At 71.3% G+C, this 19,336-nt stretch carries 18 protein-coding genes; 14 read left to right on the top strand and 4 right to left on the bottom strand.

The genetic code is table 11. The features are described from left to right. Window positions 1-219 (bottom strand): hydantoinase/oxoprolinase family protein (locus VNM44_RS14360; RefSeq protein WP_325626574.1); only part of this gene is annotated, 219 nt, incomplete at its 3' end. Between VNM44_RS14360 and VNM44_RS14355 the strand changes: the two genes are divergently transcribed. The 4 genes from VNM44_RS14355 to VNM44_RS14340 are packed head-to-tail and all read left to right on the top strand — an operon-like array spanning window position 128 to window position 5,007. Then, window positions 128-1,453, top strand: a complete 1,326-nt coding sequence (locus tag VNM44_RS14355; protein WP_325626573.1) for a hydantoinase/oxoprolinase family protein — start codon at window positions 128-130, stop codon at window positions 1,451-1,453. The two genes, VNM44_RS14360 and VNM44_RS14355, sit on opposite strands and share 92 nt — an antisense overlap. Next, on the top strand, window positions 1,453-3,201 hold the full coding sequence (locus tag VNM44_RS14350; RefSeq protein WP_325626572.1) for a hydantoinase B/oxoprolinase family protein: 1,749 nt from the start codon (window positions 1,453-1,455) through the stop codon (window positions 3,199-3,201). Before VNM44_RS14355 ends, VNM44_RS14350 begins: the two co-directional genes overlap by 1 nt. Continuing rightward, the gene (locus VNM44_RS14345) at window positions 3,198-4,373 is read left to right on the top strand and encodes an FAD-binding oxidoreductase (RefSeq protein WP_325626571.1); all 1,176 of its coding nucleotides are present in this window, start codon (window positions 3,198-3,200) and stop codon (window positions 4,371-4,373) included. The genes VNM44_RS14350 and VNM44_RS14345 overlap by 4 nt, the downstream gene beginning before the upstream one ends. A 10-nt stretch (window positions 4,374-4,383) precedes the next feature. Next, window positions 4,384-5,007, top strand: coding sequence for a MarR family transcriptional regulator (locus VNM44_RS14340; protein ID WP_325626570.1), 624 nt, complete (start codon window positions 4,384-4,386; stop codon window positions 5,005-5,007). Here the strand turns inward: VNM44_RS14340 and VNM44_RS14335 are convergent. Beyond that, on the bottom strand, window positions 4,928-5,677 hold the full coding sequence (locus VNM44_RS14335) for an SDR family oxidoreductase (protein ID WP_325626569.1): 750 nt from the start codon (window positions 5,675-5,677) through the stop codon (window positions 4,928-4,930). The two genes, VNM44_RS14340 and VNM44_RS14335, sit on opposite strands and share 80 nt — an antisense overlap. A gap of 39 nt (window positions 5,678-5,716) precedes the next feature. Here VNM44_RS14335 and VNM44_RS14330 point away from each other — a divergent pair, with 39 nt between their 5' ends. The 7 genes from VNM44_RS14330 (at window position 5,717) to VNM44_RS14300 (ending at window position 14,485) form a co-directional block, all read left to right on the top strand. After that, complete coding sequence (locus VNM44_RS14330) at window positions 5,717-8,062, top strand: xanthine dehydrogenase family protein molybdopterin-binding subunit (protein WP_325626568.1); 2,346 nt, start codon at window positions 5,717-5,719, stop codon at window positions 8,060-8,062. A 44-nt stretch (window positions 8,063-8,106) separates the two neighbouring features. Beyond that, window positions 8,107-9,576 (top strand): UbiD family decarboxylase, encoded by a 1,470-nt coding sequence (locus VNM44_RS14325; RefSeq protein ID WP_325626567.1) that lies wholly within the window; start codon window positions 8,107-8,109, stop codon window positions 9,574-9,576. A 174-nt stretch (window positions 9,577-9,750) separates the two neighbouring features. Next, window positions 9,751-10,641, top strand: a complete 891-nt coding sequence (locus VNM44_RS14320) for a xanthine dehydrogenase family protein subunit M (protein WP_325626566.1) — start codon at window positions 9,751-9,753, stop codon at window positions 10,639-10,641. Then, window positions 10,619-11,113, top strand: coding sequence for a (2Fe-2S)-binding protein (locus VNM44_RS14315; protein WP_325626565.1), 495 nt, complete (start codon window positions 10,619-10,621; stop codon window positions 11,111-11,113). The genes VNM44_RS14320 and VNM44_RS14315 overlap by 23 nt, the downstream gene beginning before the upstream one ends. Next, window positions 11,110-13,506 carry a xanthine dehydrogenase family protein molybdopterin-binding subunit gene (locus tag VNM44_RS14310; RefSeq protein ID WP_325626564.1) on the top strand — a complete coding sequence of 799 codons (2,397 nt, stop codon included), beginning with the start codon at window positions 11,110-11,112 and terminating at the stop codon, window positions 13,504-13,506. The genes VNM44_RS14315 and VNM44_RS14310 overlap by 4 nt, the downstream gene beginning before the upstream one ends. Beyond that, window positions 13,503-13,880, top strand: coding sequence for a VOC family protein (locus VNM44_RS14305; protein ID WP_325626563.1), 378 nt, complete (start codon window positions 13,503-13,505; stop codon window positions 13,878-13,880). Before VNM44_RS14310 ends, VNM44_RS14305 begins: the two co-directional genes overlap by 4 nt. A gap of 35 nt (window positions 13,881-13,915) precedes the next feature. After that, the gene (locus tag VNM44_RS14300) at window positions 13,916-14,485 is read left to right on the top strand and encodes a UbiX family flavin prenyltransferase (protein ID WP_349258048.1); all 570 of its coding nucleotides are present in this window, start codon (window positions 13,916-13,918) and stop codon (window positions 14,483-14,485) included. 2 nt (window positions 14,486-14,487) lie between these two features. Here the strand turns inward: VNM44_RS14300 and VNM44_RS14295 are convergent, their stop codons facing one another. Next, a complete protein-coding gene (locus VNM44_RS14295) occupies window positions 14,488-14,964 on the bottom strand; it encodes a hypothetical protein (RefSeq protein WP_325626561.1) in 477 nt (158 codons plus the stop codon). Between the two features lie 21 nt (window positions 14,965-14,985). Between VNM44_RS14295 and VNM44_RS14290 the strand changes: the two genes are divergently transcribed. After that, window positions 14,986-16,125 (top strand): MFS transporter, encoded by a 1,140-nt coding sequence (locus VNM44_RS14290; protein WP_325626560.1) that lies wholly within the window; start codon window positions 14,986-14,988, stop codon window positions 16,123-16,125. On the opposite strand, the gene VNM44_RS14285 is transcribed toward VNM44_RS14290, so the two are convergent. Next, on the bottom strand, window positions 16,116-16,619 hold the full coding sequence (locus VNM44_RS14285; protein WP_325626559.1) for a flavoprotein: 504 nt from the start codon (window positions 16,617-16,619) through the stop codon (window positions 16,116-16,118). The genes VNM44_RS14290 and VNM44_RS14285 overlap by 10 nt on opposite strands. Before the next feature lie 195 nt (window positions 16,620-16,814). Here VNM44_RS14285 and VNM44_RS14280 point away from each other — a divergent pair, with 195 nt between their 5' ends. Together VNM44_RS14280 and VNM44_RS14275 are read left to right on the top strand one after the other, a co-directional pair. Next, window positions 16,815-18,350, top strand: a complete 1,536-nt coding sequence (locus tag VNM44_RS14280) for an ABC transporter substrate-binding protein (RefSeq protein WP_325626558.1) — start codon at window positions 16,815-16,817, stop codon at window positions 18,348-18,350. Between the two features lie 20 nt (window positions 18,351-18,370). Next, window positions 18,371-19,291 carry an ABC transporter permease gene (locus VNM44_RS14275; protein ID WP_325626557.1) on the top strand — a complete coding sequence of 307 codons (921 nt, stop codon included), beginning with the start codon at window positions 18,371-18,373 and terminating at the stop codon, window positions 19,289-19,291. The last annotated feature ends 45 nt before the right edge of the window (window positions 19,292-19,336 follow it).

Below are 19,336 nucleotides of genomic sequence, written 5' to 3'. Positions count from 1 at the left end.
CTCGATCATCTCGATCACGCCGATCTTGACCGGCAGGCCCGAGCCCTTCTTGAACCGGTACCGGCGGTCGACCTCGAACTCGCTGGCGGTGAGCGGCTCGCCGTCGACGATCACGGCGAACTTCGCGGTGGTGCCGCCGAGGTCGAACGACAGCAGGTCGGCGACGCCGGCCGCCGGCGCGCTCGCCGCCGCGCGGTTCGCGGGGCTCAACGGCTTCACCGACCTGATGTCGTTCGACATGGGCGGGACGACCGCCAAGTTGTGCCTGATCGAGGACGGCCGCCCGCTCGTGACCCACGAGTTCGAGGCCGCGCGCACCGACCGCTTCACGCGCGGCTCCGGCCTGCCGATCAAGACGCCGACGATCGACATGATCGAGATCGGCGTCGGCGGCGGGTCGATCGCGCGGGTGAACCGCCTCGGCCTCCTCGAGGTGGGGCCGGATTCCGCCGGCGCCGACCCGGGGCCTGCGTGCTACGGCCTCGGCGGCGCCCGGCCGACGGTGACGGACGCCGATCTCGTGCTCGGCTACCTCGACCCCGCCTACTTCCTCGGCGGCCGCATGGAGCTCGACGTCGGCGCGGCGCGCGACGCGATCGAGCAGGAGATCGCAGGACCGCTCGGCCTGAGCGTCGAGGACGCCGCGTGGGGGATCCACACGATCGTCAACGAGAACATGGCGAACGCGGCACGCGTCCACGCCGTGGAGCGCGGCAAGGACCCGACCTCGCTCCCCCTCTTCGCCTTCGGCGGCGCAGGGCCGGTCCATGCGGCGGGCGTCGCGGCCGCGCTCGGCTCGCCCGTCCTCGTGGCGCCGCTCGGCGCAGGGGTGATGAGCGCGCTCGGCTTCCTCACGGCACCGCTCGCCTTCGACTTCGTGCAGACCTGGCGCTGCGCGCTCGACGATCCCGACTGGGAGCGCGTGAACGAGCTGCTCCGCGAGATGGAGGCCGACGGCGCGGCGCTCCTCGCCGAGTCCGGGCTCTCCGCGGGCGAGGTCGAGCACGAGCGCTATGCCGAGATGCGCTATGTCGGTCAGGGGCACGAGGTGCGCGTGCGCCTGCCGCAGTACGAGCTCGCCCGGGCCGACGAGCTCCTGGAGCCGTTCGAGCGCGAGTACGAGCGTCTCTTCGGGCGCCGGGGCCCCGACGTCCCCGTTGAGGCGATCACCTGGCGGGTCGTTTCCTCCGGGCCTCGTCCTGAGCTCGAGCTCGGCGCGGTGGCCGTCGACGCGTCGTCGCGTCCGCCCCGCGCGGCGCGGGCCGCGTTCTTCCCGACGCTGGGCGGCTACGTCGAGACCCCCGTGTACGACCGGTACGCGCTCCGTCCCGGAGCCCGGCTCGCCGGCCCGGCGATCGTCGAGGAGCGCGAGTCGACGCTCGTCGTCGCCCCCGGTCAGCTCGTGACGGTGATGCCCGAGCTCAGCCTCGAGGTCACACGGGAGGGCCGCTGATGGATTCGATCCTCGTCGAGGTGCTCTCGAACCGGCTCATCTCGATCGTCAACGAGCAGCAGGCCGCGCTGATCCGCACCGCGTTCAGCACGGTGGTGCGGGAGTCGGAGGACCTCGCCTGCGGGGTCTTCGACTCGCGCGGTCAGATGGTCGCCCAGTCTCTGACCGGTACCCCGGGGCACATCAACGCGATGGCGACGGGCGTGCGTCACTTCCTCACGACGTACCCCTCGGCGACGCTCCGGCCGGGCGACGTGCTGCTGACGAACGACCCGTGGCAGACGAGCGGTCAGATCAACGACATCACCGTCGTCACTCCCGTGTTCGCGGGCGGAGGGCCGATCGCGTTCTTCGCGAACACGTGCCACGCCGCGGACATCGGCGGAAAGATCCTCTCGGCAGAGTCGCGCGAGGTCTACGAGGAGGGCCTGCGCATCCCGATCATGAAGCTCTTCGACGCGGGGGCCGTCAACGACTCGCTCCTCTCGATCGTGCGGGCCAACGTCCGCACGCCCGACGAGACCGTGGGCGACCTCTACGCCCAGTCGGCCTGCAACGACGTCGGCGCCAGGAGCCTGCTGGCTCTCGTCGAGGAGTTCGGTCTCGAGTCGATCGACCCGCTCGCCGACGAGATCACGCGCCGCTCGGAGGAGGCGATGCGAGGCGCGATCGCCGAGCTCCCGGACGGCGTCTACGAGCACGAGGGCTGGAGCGACGGGTTCGACGAGCCGGTCCGGCTCAAGGTCGCCGTGACGGTCGACGGCGACGAGCTCGGGATCGACTTCGCGGGCTCGTCCCCGCAGAGCAGGTACGGCATCAACCTCGTGCTCAACTACACGCACGCCTACGCGTCGTTCGCGGCGAAGGCCGCCCTCGCGCCGGACGTTCCCCACAACGAGGGCTCCTTCCGGCCGGTGCACGTGACGGCGCCTCCGGGGTCGATCCTCAACTGCCTCGAGCCCGCCCCGGTGGGGACACGGCACCTCATCGGCCACCTTCTCCCCGGGGTGATCTTCGGCGCGCTCGCACCCGCTCTCCCCGACCGGCTGATGGCGACGGGTGCGGACGCGACCTGGCTCACGATCTGGCGCGGCTCCGACCGTGACGGCGCGCCCTTCTCGCTGACGCTGTTCCAGTCGGGCGGCACGGGCGCACGCGCGACGAAGGACGGGTTGACCACGACGGGCTTTCCGAGCGGCGTCGCGGGGGTCCCGGCGGAGGTGATCGAGACGCTGACGCCGCTCGTCCAGCTTCGCCGCGAGCTCCGGACGGACTCCGGCGGCGCGGGCAGGTGCCGCGGCGGGCTCGGGCAGTCGACCGAGACCGGTTGCCGGAGCGGGCATCGGTGGAGCGTCTCGACGCTCGTCGACCGGACCGAGTTCCCCGCCGGGGGGCTCGACGGGGGGCTGCCGGGTGCTTCGGGCGGCCTCTCGCTCGCCTCCGGTGCGCCAGCGCAGCCGAAGACCGTGCTCCATCTCGGCGCGGACGACCGAGTTCGGCTCGAGCCTCCCGGCGGCGGCGGCTACGGCGACCCACGTGATCGGGACCCGCAGCTCGTGCTGGCCGACGTTGTCGACGGCTACGTGTCCCTCGAGCGGGCCCGCGCCGACTACGGCGTCGCGATCGAGTATCTCGGGCCTCCCGACCGGATCGTCCGTACGCCCGACCTCTACCGGATCGACGAGGAGGCCACGGAAGGCCTGCGCTCCCCCGAGGCCGTCGCGGCCCCGGCGCCCGGGACGTCGTGAGCGTCCGCCGGCCCCCGCGCGTCGTGGTGGTCGGAGGCGGTGCGATCGGGCTCGCGACTGCGTGCGAGCTCGCGCGAGCGGGGTGTGGAGTGACCGTCGTCGACGCCGGGCGCGCACGTCCCGGGACGACCGGCGTCTCGTTCGCGCGGATCAACGCGGCAGAGAAGACGCTGCCCCCCTACCACGAGCTGAACGCCGCGGGGCTGGCGGCCTTTCACGACCTCGCCCGGACGGACGGCGCGCCGCGATGGCTCCATCTGACCGGCCATCTCGAGTGGGCGGCGACGGACGACCGCCGGCGTGCGCTCCGCGAGCGGACGCGGCTCGTCGAGAGCTTCGGGTACCGCGTCGAGGTGCTCTCCGGACGGGACGTCAAGGCGCGCCTCGAGCCGGACCTGCTCGTCCCCGACGAGGAGGAGGTGAGCTTCTTCCCGGACGAGGGCTACGCCGAGACGGGCGGCCTGCTCGAGGGGCTCCGTCGCGCGGCGGCGGCGCTCGGCGTCGCGATCCGTCGTGCCCGGGTGACGACGCTCTCCGTGTCCGGGCGGGGATCTCACCGCGTCGGTCTCGACACGGAGGAGATGCTCCCCGCGGACGTCGTCGTCTGTGCAGCGGGACGCTGGACCGGCGAGGTGGCCGGGCTCGCCGGGACGTCCGCGCCGCTCCGGCGGCCCGAGGAGGACGGCGTGACCGGTTTCCTCGCGACGACCGCGCCGACGTCCACCTCGCTCTCGCGCTCGGTGTTCGCGCCCCGGCTGAACGTCCGACCGGACGGAGGCGGCCGTCTCGTGCTCCAGGCCCTCGAGCTCGACGGCGACGCCGTGACGGCTCTCGCGGGAACCGTCCCGAGCCGTGTCCGCGAGCAGCTCGAGGCCCGACTGACGGAGACGCTCCGGCTCGGCGGCGGCCGCGGCGACGTGAGCGAGGTACGCGTCGGGGTTCGCCCACTACCGCTCGACGGGCTGCCGATCGTCGGGTGGGCCGACGGTCTCGACGGCGTCTACCTCGTCGTCGCCCACAGCGGCGTGACTCTCTGTCTCGTCCTCGGACGGCTCGTCGCGGGAGAGATCGCGCGGGGTCGGAGCGAGCCGCTGCTCGAGCCGTTCCGGCTCGCCCGCTTCGCGCCGTCCGAGGCGACAGCGACGGCGCTTCACCGGCCGCCGCCCCTGTAACAATCGCGTCATGTCTGACGCGGATCACGTCGACCATCTGATCGAGCAGTGGGGGCGCGTGCTCCCCGGGCTCGACGTTTCGCCGATGGCGGTGATCGCGCGGATCTCGAGGCTCTGCCGGATCCTCGAACGGGACGTCGACCAGATCTACGCGGAGCACGGCCTCAATCACGCGCAGTTCGGCGTCCTGGCCGCGCTGCGCCGCTCGGGCCCGCCGTACAGGCTCTCTCCGACCGAGCTCTACAGCTCGCTCCTGATCACCTCCGGGGCCGTCACCAACCGGCTGGAGAGGCTGACGGCGGCCGGTCTCGTGCGCCGCGTGCCCGATCCGGCGGACGGCCGCAGCCTGCTCGTCGCGCTGACGCCGAAGGGCCTGCGGCTGATCGATCGCCTGGTCGAGCTGCACTACGCGCGCGAGGCGGAGCTGCTCGAGTCGCTCGGCGCCCGCGACCGCGAGCAACTCGTCCGGCTGTTGCGGGGTCTCCTGATCGCGGTCGAGCGCGGGGACGGGGGCGGGGGCGGAGGGACGGTCGACGCGAAGCCCGCGACAGCGGCTACTGCGCGCTCCAGCCGCCGTCGACGCGAAGGTTCTGGCCCGTCACGTACGACGAGGCGGGCGACGCGAGAAACCTGACCGCCCCGGCGACGTCCTCGGGCAGCCCGACGCGACCGAGAGGCGTCTTCCCGAGCACGTAGCCACCGTTCTCCTCGTCAGCGAGCCAGGCCGCGTTCAGGTCGGTCCGCACGTACCCCGGCGCGACGGCGTTCACGCGCACCGTCGGCGCCCAGTGGACGGCGAGCGCACGCGTCACCTGGATCAGCGCCGCCTTGCTCGCCTGGTAGCTCACCGACGCTCTCGTCACCCGCTCGCCGGCCAGCGAGGTGACGGTGACGATCGAGCCGCCGCCGTTCGCGAGCATCCTGCCGCCGACCTCCTGTGTGACGAAGTACGTTCCCCGAACATTGACCGAGAAGGTGAGGTCCCACTCTGCGGGCGTCACCTCGAGCGGCGCGCTCCGGACGATGAGGCCCGCGACGTTGACGAGGACGTCGATGCCCCCCCGCCAGTCCCAGGCGCGGTCGATCGCCGCGGGAATGTCGCCGGCCGACGCCACGTCGAGCTCGACCGGGAGGAACCGGCGGCCGAGCGACTCGACCTCCGAGCCGACCGCCGCGAGCGCGTCGGGAGAGCGCGCGACGCCGACGACGTCGCACCCGGCCGCCGCGAGGTCGAGCGCGATCGACTTGCCGATCCCCCTGCTGGCGCCCGTGACGAGCGCCCGCCTTCCTTCCAGACCGCTCACGGCCGAGACGATAACTATCTTCACGTTAAGATGCCACCGATGAGCGAGCCCTGGGTCGGCCGGTCGCTCCGGCGCCGAGAGGACGACCGGCTGCTCCGCGGCCGGGGCGAGTACGTCGGCGACATCGACCTCCCCGGCCAGGCGCACGCCGTGTTCGTCCGCAGCCCGTTCGCCCATGCCGCGATCCGCGCGATCGAGGCGGCGCCGGCGCTCGCGCTTCCCGGCGTCGTGACGGTGGTGACCGCCGCGGACATGCCGTCGGGGCCGCTACCGCCGTTCCTCTGGGACACCCCGCCGGAGAAGCTCGTCGCCGCCCTACGACCGCACCTGCGGCCGTGCCATCCGCCGCTCCTGGCCGACAAGGCGCTCTACGCGGGACAGGCGGTGGCCGTCGTCGTCGCAGAGAGCCGCTACGTCGCCGAGGACGCGGCGGAGCTCGTCGAGGTCGAGTACGACCCCGAGCCGGCCGTGGCCACGCTCGAACATGCAATGGCCGCCGACTCACCGGTCGTCCACGAGGGCTGGGACGACAACGTCGCCGTTCGCTTCGCCGTCTCGAAGGGAGACGTCGACGCAGCACTCGCGGACGCAGCGCTCGTGATCCACGAGCGGTTCTCGGTGCAGCGCCAGGCCGGGATCCCGATGGAGACCCGGGGTGCTGTCGCGAGCTACGACGAGGCCGGAGACGGGCTCACCCTCTGGTCGGCGACGCAGAACTCCCATCCACTGCGGCGTGCGTTGAGTCGCGTCTCCGGGCTGCCGCAGGAGCGGATTCGCGTGATCGCCCCGGACGTCGGCGGAGGCTTCGGGATCAAGGGCGTGCTCTACCCGGAGGACCTCCTCGTCGGCCTGCTCGCGATGCGGCTCGGCCGGCCGGTGAAGTGGATCGAGGACCGGCTCGAGCACATGCTGAGCGCCGTCCACGCGCGCGAGCAGGTCCACGAGATGGAGCTCGGCTTCGACCCCGACGGCCGCATCGTGGCGATGCGCGACCACGTGCTCGTCGACACGGGCGCCTACAACCCACTCGGGCTCGTGATTCCGTACAACACGATCGCCCATCTCATGGGGCCGTATCGCGTCGAGAGCTTCGAGGCCACGGCCGAGGGCGTCATCACGACGAAGACGCCGACCGCCCCGTACCGCGGCGCGGGGCGGCCCGAGGCCGTCTTCGCGGTCGAGCGCTCCCTGGATCTCGCGGCGCGGCGGCTCGGGATCGATCCGGTGGAGCTGCGCCTGCGCAACCTCGTGCGACCGGAGGAGATGCCCCTGGACGTCGGCATCCTCTACCGGGACGGCGAGCCGCTCGTGCTCGACGGCGGCGACTACCCAGACGTCCTGCGGCGGGCGGCGGAGCTCGCCGGCTGGGACGAGGTCGACATCCGCGAGGGGAACGGCCGTCTCGTCGGTCGAGGCGTCGGCGTCTACGTCGAGGGAACGGGCATCGGCCCGTTCGAGGGTGCGCTCGTGGAGGTCGGCGACGACGGCCGCGTCTCCGTGCGCACCGGGGCCTGCTCGCAGGGCCAGGGGCACGCCACGGTGTTCGCCCAGGTCTGCGCGGATCACCTCGGCGTCGAGCCGGACGCGGTCGACGTCGTCACCGGCGACACCGAGGGGCTCGAGAAGGGCTGGGGCACCGTCGCCAGCCGCAGCGCCGTCGTCGCAGGCAACGCGGTGCGCGAGGCGGCGGGGATCGTGCGCGAGAAGGCCCTGGGAATCGCGGGAGAGCTGCTCGAGATCGCGCCCGCCGACCTGAGCCTCACGGCCGGCCGGGTGGCCCCGCGGGACGCGCCGGACCGCGGGGTCGAGCTCGGCGTGGTGGCACGTGCCGCCCGCGAGCGCGGAGCCCCGCTCGCGACGACGTTCTACTTCGAGCCCGGGACCGTGACGTGGGCGAACGGCGCCCACGCCGCCGTGGTCGCGGTCGACCCGGAGACAGGAGTGGTCGAGATCCTCCGCTACGTCGTCGTGCACGACTGCGGGACCGAGATCAACCCGATGATCGTCGAGGGCCAGGTCCTCGGCGGTGTCGCGCAGGGCATCGGCGGCGCGCTCTACGAGGAGGTGCTCTACGACGAGGATGGACAGCTGCTCAACGGCACGCTCGCCGACTACCTCGTTCCGACTGCGGAGGAGGTGCCGACGGTCGAGCTCGCAAGCCGCGAGACCCCGTCGCCGCTCAACGCGCTCGGGGTGCGGGGAGTGGGCGAGGGAGGCGCGATCGTTCCGCCCGCGGCGATCGCGAACGCCGTCGAGGACGCCCTGTCGCGCGTCGGCGCTGTGGTGCGCAGGACACCGCTCACGCCCCCGTACGTGCGCGCTCTCGCAGGCTCGGACGGCAACCACTTGCGGTCCTCCGGCGAGGATGAGATATTACGACCTTAAGATAGTTTTGCACCCCGGCCACGATCGGACGTGAAGGGAGCGCCATGGCGCTGGCAGCCGAGAGGAAGACGGCGACGGGACAGGACCTCCAGTCCTTCCTTCGCTTTCTGGAAGAGCACTATCCCGACGAGGTCATCCACGTCGACAAGGAGATCGACCCCGTCTTCGAGGCGACCGCCGCTCTCTGGCGCCTCGAGAACGAACGGCGGTTCCCCGCCGTCGTGTTCGACAACATCAAGGGATCCCAGATCCCGTGCGTGACGAACGTGCACGCGAGCTTTCCGCGCCTCGCGATGGCGATCGGTCTCCCGATCGACGCGACGCCGCGCGACTTCGTGCTCGAGTACATGCGCCGCGAGGAGAACCCGATCCCGCCGCGGCTCGTCTCGAACGACGAGGCGCCCTGCAAGGAGGTCATCCTCACGGGCGACGACGTCGACCTCACGATCTTCCCGTCGCTCAAGTACCACGAGCTCGACTCCGGGCAGGTCGACCCGGGCTTCGAGTCATGGCAGGGCCGGTACTGGACGCTCGCCTACGAGACGATGAAAGACCCGGACACGGGCGTGCCCAACGTCGGGATCTACCGCCTCCAGGTCAAGAGCAAGAACAAGATGGGCATCCAGATCTCGGAGACCGCCCACGGGCACTACATCATGCAGAAGAACATCAAGCGCGGGCAGCCCACGCAGATGGCCGTCTTCAACGGCGTCCATCCGGCGGTCGAGCTCGGCTGCCTGAGCTTCACCGGAATCGACGTGGACGAGTTCTCGATCGCCGGCGCGATGGTCGGCGAGCCGCTCGAGCTGGTCAAGTGCGAGACGATCGACGTCCAGGTCCCCGCGTGGGCGGAGATCGTGCTCGAGTGCGAGATCCATCCGACCGAGCGCGAGCCGGAGGCGCCGTTCGGCGAGTATCCCGGCACGTACGGGCCGGAGCGGAACAACCCGGTCGTGTACGTGAAGGCGATCACGATGCGGAAGAACGCTCACTACCACAGCTCGTTCGTCGGGCATCGCGACAACCTGCTGCTGTCGGGCGTCACGCGGAACAGCCAGATCTACAAGACCTGTCGCATTGCGAGCGGCGCGGTCAAGGCCGTCTACGTGCCGCCGTCGGGACGTTCCCGCTACATCTGCTACGTACAGATGGAGAAGCTGATCGAGGGCGACCCGAAGAACGCCGCGATGGGAGCGTTCACCGCGGATCCGTTCCTCAAGTACGTGGTCGTCGTCGACGACGACGTCGACATCACGAACGACGCCGACGTGCTCCACGCGATCGCGACGCGCGTGCGCTGGGACTACGACGCGTTCGAGGTCACGTACTCGCGCGGCTCGCCCCTCGACCCCGCGTCGTACGACCCGGCGGGCGGCTCGCATCTCGTCACGAAGGTCGGGATCGACGCGACGCGCAAGGCGAACTACCCGCTCGAGATCTCGACGCCCGGCGTGGCCGACATCGACCTCTCCGACGTCTTCGGGGAGGCCTGGCAGAAGGTCCGCCGCGACTAGAGGCTCGATGCGGGTTTCAGACACGCACGGATGGGGGCCTGCGCGCGGCGCATCGCCGTCGTCCCGGTCGGCATCCAGGCGTCCAGCCTGCGCGCCGCCCGAGCCGGCGCCGCTGCTTGGCGCATGCCCTCCCCGCACGCACCTCCGAGCCGCCTCGAGCCTCTGGTCTCACGAGTGAAGCCGCCACCGTTCGAGTACCTGGCTCCCCGGAGCCTCGACGAGGCGGTGGCGGCGCTCGCCGAGCACGGCGACGAGGCGAAGGCGATGGCGGGCGGGCAGAGCCTCGTGCCGCTGCTCGCGTTCCGCCTCGCCCGACCGTCGGTGATCGTCGACCTGAACGGCATCGGCGGCCTCGACGGCGCCCGCCTCGACGGCGACACGCTCGAGGTCGGTGCGCTGACCAGGCAGCGCGACGTCGAGCGCCTGCCGGGGCTGCGGGAGCGGTGTCCGATGATCGTCGAGGCGATCGAGCAGGTCGGGCACGTGGCGATCCGCAACCGCGGCACCGTCGGCGGCAGCCTCGCGCACGCCGACCCCGCGGCCGAGTGGACGGCGCTCGCGCTGGCGCTCGACGCGGAGCTCGACCTCGTCGGGCCCGGCGGCGCGCGCACGGTGCCCGCGGCGGAGTTCCTGATCAGCTACTTCACGACGGCCCTCGGGCCCGGCGAGCTCCTGACCGGCCTGAGGTTGAACGTGCCGAACGGCCGCTCCGGCTCGTGCTTCCTCGAGCTCGCACGGCGTCACGGCGACTTCGCGATCGCGGGCGTCGGAGCGCTCGTGACGCTCGACGGCGAGGGCTCGGTCGGCGACGCCCGCGTCGCGCTCATCGGCGTGGGAGAGCGGGCGGTGCGCGTCGCCGCGGCAGAGGAGCTTCTGCGGGGCCGGCGGCCGACGGCCGAGCTCTTCGCGGAGGCCGCCGCGGCCGTGCAGGCGGAGCTCGACCCGAACTCCGACGTCCACGCGACGGCGGACTACCGGCGGCACGTCGCCGGGGTGCTCGTGCGCCGCGCTCTCGCGACAGCCGTCGGCCGGGCCGGGGGAGGTGATCGCGACGGCGCCGCGTGAGGTCGTCCTGCGCGTCAACGGCGTCGAGCACCGCGGCTTCGCCGAGCCCCGCGTCACGCTCGTCGACTTCCTGCGCGACGAGCTCGGCCTGACCGGCACGCACGTCGGGTGCGAGCACGGCGTCTGCGGCGCGTGCACGATCCTGCTCGACGGTCGGACGGTGCGCTCCTGCCTGATGCTCGCCGTCCAGGCCGAGGGCCACGAGTTGCGGACGGTCGAAGGGCTCGCCCCGGCCGGCGAGCCGCTGCACCCGATCCAGGAGGCGTTCTCGGAGAAGCACGGCCTGCAGTGCGGCTTCTGCACGCCAGGGTTCCTCATGAGCGTGGAGGAGCTCCTGCGCGACGACCCGGACCCGAGCGAGGAGACGATCCGCAGCCGGCTGTCCGGGAACATCTGCCGTTGCACGGGCTACCAGAACATCGTCGAAGCGGTGCGCTACGCGGCGGAGCTCACGCGGGAAGCGGCGGCGTGACCACGACCGCAGCGGACACCTGGGTCGGGCAGCGGCTCCGGCGGAAGGAGGACGCCCGTCTCGTCCGTGGTGCCGGGCGCTTCACGCCCGACATCGTCGTCCCGGGAGCCCTGCACGCGGCTGTGCTGCGCAGCCCTTTCGCGCACGCCGAGATCACGAGCCTGGACGTGGCGCCGGCGCTCCGGGTCGAGGGCGTCGTCGCCGCGTTCACCGGGGCCGACCTCGCGGGCCGGGTGGGGACGTTCGTCGAGGCCGCCGGGAAGGAGATCACGCCCCAGCTCCAGGCGCTCGTCGACGTCGAGGTGAAGTCGTGCCCGCTCTCGCCGATCGCCCACGGGCGGACGCTGTGGGTCGGGCAGCCCGTCGCGGTCGTCGTCGCCCGCGACCGGTACGCCGCCGAAGACGGCCTCGAGGCGATCGAGGCCGACTACGAGCCGCTCGAGGCGATTCCGGACCCCGAGTCGGCGCTCCGCGACGGTGCCCCGGTGCTCCACGAGGAACTCGGTGACAACGTCGCCGCCCGCCTCGCAATGGCGTCGGGCGACGTCGACGCCGCATTCGCGCACGCGCCGCACGTCCTCCGCGAGCGGTTCACGTTCGGGCGCTCCGCGGGAAACGCGATGGAGACGCGCTCCGTGCAGGCCTCCTGGGACGAGGGGCGCGACGAGCTGACCGTCTGGATCACGAGCCCGCGGCCGCACCTGATCCGGACGAACCTCTCGGAGATGCTCGGGCTCCCGCTCGAGCGGATCCGCGTGATCGCGCCGGACATCGGCGGTAGCTTCGGCACCGGGCTCTTCGGCGAGGACGCGCTGATCCCCTACCTCGCGATGACGCTGCGGCACCCCGTCCGCTGGACGGAGGACCGGCAGGAGGCTCTGCTCGGCACCCGCCACTGCCGCGACCAGGTGCACGACCTCGAGCTCGCCTACGACGACGACGGCCGCATCCTCGCTCTCCGCGACAGCTTCCTCGTGGACGCGGGCGCATACAACCTGTACGCGGTGACGGTCTCGTACAACACCGCCGCCCACCTCCGGGGCCAGTACGCGATCGACACCTTCTCGATCGAGGGCCGGAACGTCGTCACGACGAAGGCGCCCGTCGCGCCGGTTCGCGGCGCAGGACGGCCGGAGGGAGTGTTCGCGCTCGACCGCGCGCTCGACCTGATCGCCGCCGAGTGCGGGCTCGACCCCGCGGACGTGAGACGGCGCAACCTGATTCCCGCCGAGGAGATGCCGAGACCGATGGGGATGCCGTACCGCGACGGGGCAGAGATGGTGTACGACTCCGGCGACTACCCGGCGCAGCTCGAGCAGGCGCTCGAGGCCTTCGGGTACGACGAGCTCCGGGCGCGCCAGGCCGAATGGCGTGCCGCGGGACGATACGTCGGGGTCGGCATCTCCTCCTACGTCGAGGGATCGGGCTTCGGGCCGTACGAGGGAGCCATCGTGCGCCTCGACCAGCGCGGCAACCTTCACGTGGTCACGGGTGCGAAGCCGCACGGCCAGGGCCTCGAGACGACGCTCGCACAGGTCTGCGCCGACGAGTTCGGGCTTCCACCGGAGCGCATCACCGTGACCTCGGGCGACACCTCCTTGCTCCAGTTCGGCGTCGGCACGTTCGCCAGCCGGAGCGCGGTGACCGCGGGCTCCGCGGTTGGCATCGCCTCGCAGCGCCTGCGCGACAAGGTGCTCGCGGTCGCGGGAGAGCTGCTCGAGGCGAGCCCGGCCGACCTCGTGATCGGCGACGAGGGAGTCGCCTCGCGCGACGTCGCGGATCACTCGGTCACCTTCGCGGAGATCCACTCCGCGGCGGCTCCGGGACCGAAGAGCCGGCTGCCCGCCGGGCTCGAGCCGGGCCTCGCCGTGGAGTACTACTTCGTTCCACCGACCGTCACGTTCGCCTCGGGCACGCATGTGGCATCGGTCGAGGTCGACCCGGAGACGGGGTTCGTGCGCGTGCTGCGGTACCTGACCGTCGACGACTGCGGCCGGATGCTGAACCCGACGATCGTCGAGGGGCAGATCCAGGGCGGCGTGGCTCACGGCATCGGCACGGCGCTCTTCGAGGGCGTCCTCTACGACGAGGACTGCCAGCTGCTCACGGGCAGCTACATGGACTACCTGCTGCCGACGTCGGCGGAGGTCCCGCCCATCGAGGTCGGGCACCAGGAATATCTCTCGGACCTGAACCCGTTCGGGATCAAGGGCTGCGGCGAGGGCGGCGCCGTGTCCCCGCCCGCAGCGATCGCGAACGCCGTGGTCGACGCGCTGCGACCGCTCCGGATCAATGTCAACCGCGTGCCGCTCGGCCCCGAGACGCTGCTCGACCTGATCGCCCAGGCGCGCGCCCTCGAGGGTGGAGAGCGACGAGAGGAGGTCGTGTCATGAAGATCAAGGGGATCGTCTGGGTGGGCACGGCGACCGACAAGTACGACGAGATGGTCGGCTTCTTCAAGGACACGCTGGGCCTCTCCACCTTCCACGAGCGCGACTCGCTCTCGATCCTGCGCCTGGAGAGCGGGGAGTGGGTCGAGGTGTTCGGACCGGGCGACCCGCACTTCAAGGAGTTCGACACCGGCCCCGTCGTCGAGTTCCTGGTCGACGACCTCGAGGAGTCGCGGGCGGAGCTCGAGGGCAAGGGCGTCGAGTTCCTGACCGAGAACCATGGCTGGGGCGACTACCGCTGGACGCACTTCCGCGGCCCGGACGGCAACGTGTACGGGATCACGACCGGCCCGTACACCGACGGCGGCGGCGCGTGACCGAAGCCTCCTACGATCGGCCGCTCCTCGTCGCCATGACCGGAGCGACGGGCGCGATCTACGGCGTGCGCCTCCTGGAAACGCTGTACGAGCTCGGCGTGGAGGCGCATCTGATCGTCAGCCGCTGGGCGGAGGCGACGATCAAGACGGAGACCGAGCGGCGCCCCGAGGATCTCCGTGCCCTCGCTGCCGTCGTCTACGACGAGGAGGACCTCGCCGCGCCGCCGTACTCGAGCGCGTTCGAGACGGCGGGCATGATCGTCGCTCCGTGCAGCATGCGAACGCTCGCCGCCGTGGCGAACGGGCTGTCCGACAACCTCATCCAGCGGGCCGCGGACGTGCACCTCAAGGAGCGGCGCAAGCTCGTGCTGCTCGTTCGCGAGTCGCCGCTCTCCGTGATCCACCTGGAGAACATGCTGCGCGTCGCGAAGGCCGGCGCCGTCGTCGCGCCGCCCGTGCCGGCGTTCTACGCGAAGCTGCGCTCGCTCGACGACATGGTCGACCACACGGTCGGCCGCGCTCTCGACCAGCTCGGCGTCGAGCACGAGCGCATACGCCGCTGGGGCGAGCGGCGCGCCGTGCTGCGGCCCGTCGACGACGCCTGACCCTAGGTCGCCGCGCGGAGGCCGGCGAGCTGGCGTTCCCACGCGGCGACGACGACGGCGGGGTCGTCGCGCTCGACCGCAAACGTGATGCCCGTCGTGACGGGCATCCCGGCGTGGTCGTCGGACTCGACGGAGTCGACGGTGAGCTCGAAGCAGTCGAGATTGAGCTCGGGGCCCGCGTCGAGCGCCCGCACCGGCCCGCGCACGTAGACGACCGTGCGTGGAGCGACATGGCAGAAGAGCGCGCTGCCCCCACGCGTGAGGTTCGCGGCCGTGCGACTGCCCCGCCAGAGCGCGAAGCGGAGGCGGCGGCCGTCGAGCGCGAGCGTCTCGCCCGCGCTCAGCATGCACGGCCGCGGCGTCCCGTCCTCGTCCGAGGTGACGAGCAGGTAGGCCGGCCCGATCTTGTCCGCCAGCTCGGCGCCGTCGAGCGCCGAGACGAGCCCGTCGGGCAGCGTGTCGCCGATCAGCTTCGACATATCTTCACGATAAGATAAGCCATGAGACCGGATCGGGTCGGGTTCGCCGCTGTCACCGGCGGCTATCTCGCGACGACGACTGCCGAGTGGGTGCTGCCGTCGCTGTTCCCGCTCCTCGCCGTCGAGCTCGACCTCGGAACCGGCGACGCCGGGCTGATGTTCGCCGTGCTCTCCGGCTCGGTCGCCGTCGGCGGGCTTGCGGGCGGCTTCGCCATCGGTCGGCTCGGGCCGCGCTTCGGGGCGACGCTCGCGCTGCTCGTCGTTCTCGCGGGTGCGCTCCTGAGCGCCGCCTCGCACGGTCAGGCATGGCTGATGCTGGGTCAGGCGGTGCTCGGCTTCGGTTCCGGTGCCTTCTTCGTCCCTGGAATCCGCACAGCTGCCCAGCTGGCGGGGGCGCGGCGGGGGCTCGCGATCGGGATCTACGGCGTCGCGTTCTCTGGTGGCGTCGCGCTCGGCGGGTTGCTCGCCGCGCTCGGCGGGCTGTGGGGGTGGCGAGCGACGTTCGTCGCGACCGCCGTCCTCGCCGGGCTCGCCGCCGCCTGGTGCCTCCTCGCGCGTCTCCCCGAGCGCCTGCCGGCTCCCGCCGGCGGTGCGTCGTTCCGCCCCGGAGCGGCGGTTGCACCCGTCGCCGTGGGCAGCGTGGCGGCCGCGTCGCAGTACGGGACGGTCGCCTTCCTCCCGCTGTTCGCCGTCTACGCCTGGGACCTCTCGCCGGGGACCGCGGCGCTCGTCATCACCGTGTCCCGCGTGCTCTCCGTTCCGGCGAAGCTGCTCTCGGGCAACGCCGCCGACCGCGAGAGCTCGGTGCGCATCGCACGGCGCCTCGGCGTGGGCCTCGCGCTGCTCGGCGCCTGCTGGACGGCGGCTCCCTGGCCCGCGCTCGCCATCGTGGCGGCCGTCGTCTTCGGTGCCTTCGTCGCGGCGCTCGGGCCGGTCGCGAACGTCCTCGCGCTCGACGCATTCGAGGGGCGAACGCAGCTTCTCGGTGCGTTCCGCTCCGTCCAGATCGGCGTCGGTGCCGCGACCAGCGCGCTCCTCGGCGGGGCCGCGGCGATCTTCGGCCTCCAGGCGGCGCTCGTCGTCGCCGCTGTCGGGATCCCCGTCTCGCTGCTCGTGCTGGGCCGTGCCGCGGAGCCGCGTGAGCGCTCCGTCTACAGCTGACCGAGGAGCTCTGCGACCGCGTCGTCGGGAGATCCCTCAAGTGGGAAGGTGACGAGCCCGGGGACATCCGCCGCGCGTGCGAGCTGCTCCTGCTCGATCGAGCTCGGCGCCGACGTCGTCAGCCCGAGCACGAGGGGACGCTGCTCCTTGAGGGTGACGTCGGCTGCTCGGAACACGAGATTCGTCGCCAGGCCGAGCGAGATCGCCGCCAGGGCCGCGCCGTCGCAGGGAACGACGATCATCCCTCGCGTCAGGAACGAGCCGCTCGAGATGCGGGCGGCCTGATTGCCCGACGCGTAGACCTGTGTCGCCAGCGACCGCACACGCTCCAGGTCGTCGCCAAGCGCCCGCTCGGCCTCTCGCGTCATGACGAGGTGAACCTCGTCGCCGGCCTCGTGCAACGCCTCGACGAGGCGGCTGCCGTAGGCGAGAGCCTCGCCGGCGGCCATCCCGACGACGATGCGCGAAGCTCTGGTGTCTCGACCTTGACTCAAACTCTCTAGACGTTAAGATACTTCTTCGACGGTGTCTGCTCGCCCTTTGTTCGCGAAGCGGTCGTCGGAGCGCCGAACCACCAATGCGCTCCGGGGAAGTGTTGCGCCCTTCGATCGCGAGCCAACTGGAGCCGTCCTCGACAGGTCCCAGTTGCCAACGGCCATCAAGGCCATCATCTCGAGAGGAGTGACATGATGAGACGTCATCGCTTCGCGGCGCTCTCGGTCGTCGCCGCGGCGCTGCTCGCGGCGGGGGCGTTGAGCGCCGCGAGCGCCGCCGACCGCACACGCGCGTCGGCCACGGCTGCGGCCGGCTCGATCACGCTCGCGATCGGCTCCGAGCCGACGACCCTCGACCCGCAGCTCAAGGACGACGGCGGAGAGCGCGCCGTCACCCGGAACATCTACGAGACGCTGATGGCGCGGACGAGAACCGGCAAGCTCGTCCCCGGCCTGGCGGCTGCGGCCCCGAAGCAGATCCGCCCCAAGGTCTGGCGGGTCGTCCTCCGCACCGGCATCACCTTCACGAACGGCGAGCCGCTCAATGCCGACGCGGTCGTCTACAGCATCAAGCGGATCATCAACAAGAAGTTCAACTCCGAGCAGGTGAGCTTCGTCGGCACGATCTCGGGCGCGAAGAAGGTCAACGCCCGGACGGTGGACATCACAACGACCGCTCCGGACCCGATCCTGCCCTCGCGGATCTACTGGCTGACGATCGTCCCGCCGAAGGCCGCGCAGGCTGCCGGGTTTGCCGAGAAACCGGTCGGCACGGGGCCGTACACGTTCGTCGAGTGGCGAAAGGGCGACCACATCACGCTCAAGGCGAACCCGCGGTACTGGGGGACGCCGAAGCCGAGGATCCAGACGGTGACGTACAAGTTCGTGCCGGAGGGAGGCACGCGTCTGGCCGGCCTGCTGGCGGGCGACTTCGACCTGATCACGAACCTTCTGCCGGAGGACGTGAAGCGCGCGCCGAAGGCGGTCAGCGCAGTCGGGCTCGAGCATCCGGTGGTCATCTTGAACGCCAAGCAGGGGAGCCAGGTCACGAGCGACCCCCGCGTGCGGCAGGCCTTGAACCTCGCCGTCGACAAGAACGGGATCGCCAAGGCGCTGTTCGGGGGCTTCGCGCGCGTCGACGACGCCCAGTTCCTGAGCCCCTCGTGGACGGGCTACAACCCGACGCTCAGGCCGTTCGCGTACGACGTGAACCGTGCGAAGCAGCTGATCGATGCGGCCGGTGCGTCCGGGAAGACGATCAACTTCGTCGGCGAGTCGGGCCGCTGGCTGAAGGACAAGGAGACGATCGAGGCGGTCGCCTCGTTCTGGCGTGCGATCGGCCTCAAGGTCAACGTCCAGATCTTCGACTTCGGCGAGTACCTGAACCGGCTGTTCGACAAGGCGAACCGGCCGGATGCGATTTACCTGACCAGCTCGAACGAGCTGCTCGACGCCGACCGGTCGCTCTCCGCGTACTACGCGCCGAGCGGGATCGGGGCGTCGAACGACGACCAGGCGCTCGAGAAGTGGATCACGCAGGCACGCAGCGAGGCGAACACGAAGAAGCGGGACGCGCTCTATCGCCAGGCGACGAAGCGGGCGCGCGATCAGGCGTACTTCACGTTCCTCGTGAACATCGCCGACCTCTACGGGACGAGCAAGCGGCTCGTCTGGCAGCCTCGCCAGGACTCGCTGCTCTTCCTCAACACGATGGCGCTCGGCGGCGCCTAAAGGAAGGCTAGGAGGCAGGGATGGGCCGGTTCATTCTCAGGAGGCTCGCGCAAGGGGCCCTCGTGGTCTTCCTCGTGACCGTCGTCGTGTTCGTGACGACGCGTCTCGTCGGCGACCCGGTGGACGTGCTGCTCCCGTTCGAGTCGACTCCCGAGCAGAGAGCCGAGTTCAGGCATCAGCTCGGTCTCGACCGGTCCATCCCCGTCCAGTTCTGGGAGTACCTGAAGGACGTCGCACACCTCGACTTCGGCCAGTCGCTCGTCCTGCGCGAGGACGCGATGGGGATCGTTCTCGAGCGGCTGCCCGCCACGCTCGAGCTCGTCGCAGCCGGCATGGGCCTCGCGTTCGTCGTGTCGATGGTGCTCGGCGTGCTCGCGGCGTTGCGGCCCGGCGGCTGGTTCGACCGCGTCGCAGTGGTCGGGAGCCTCGCCGCGCTCTCGATGCCCGAGTTCTGGGTCGGCCTGCTGCTCATCTACATCTTCGCCGTCTGGCTCGGCGTCCTTCCCTCGTCCGGGAAGGGCGGCCTCGACCACCTGATCCTGCCCGCGGTGACGATGGCGTTCGCCACGATCGGGCGGATGGTGATGATCGTCCGCTCCTCCATGCTCGACGAGCTCGCGCAGCCATACGTCCAGACGGCGCGGGCGAAAGGCCTCTCCGGCTTCCGGACCGTCGGCGTGCACGCGATGCGCAACGTGTCGGTTCCGGTCGTGACGCTCTTCGGTTGGGAGGTGATCCTCGCGCTCGCGGGCTACACGGCGGTCGTCGAGACCGTCTTCGCCTGGCCCGGCATCGGGTTCCTCGCCTACAACGCGATCGTCGACCAGGATCTGATCCTGCTCCAGGCGATCGTGTTCCTGGTCGCGATCTTCGTCGTCGTCATCAACATCCTGATCGACGTCCTCTACCGGGTCATCGACCCACGGATCCAGCTCGCCTGATGGCCTTGGACGCACGCTCCGCCAGGCTCCAGGCCGCCCGCGAGG

Origin of the sequence: Gaiella sp., from assembly GCF_035558935.1 — a bacterium.
Classification (GTDB): Bacteria; Actinomycetota; Thermoleophilia; order Gaiellales; family Gaiellaceae; genus Gaiella.
Note: the sequence above shows the minus strand (reverse complement) of the source record. Positions and strands in the feature narration are given on the sequence as shown.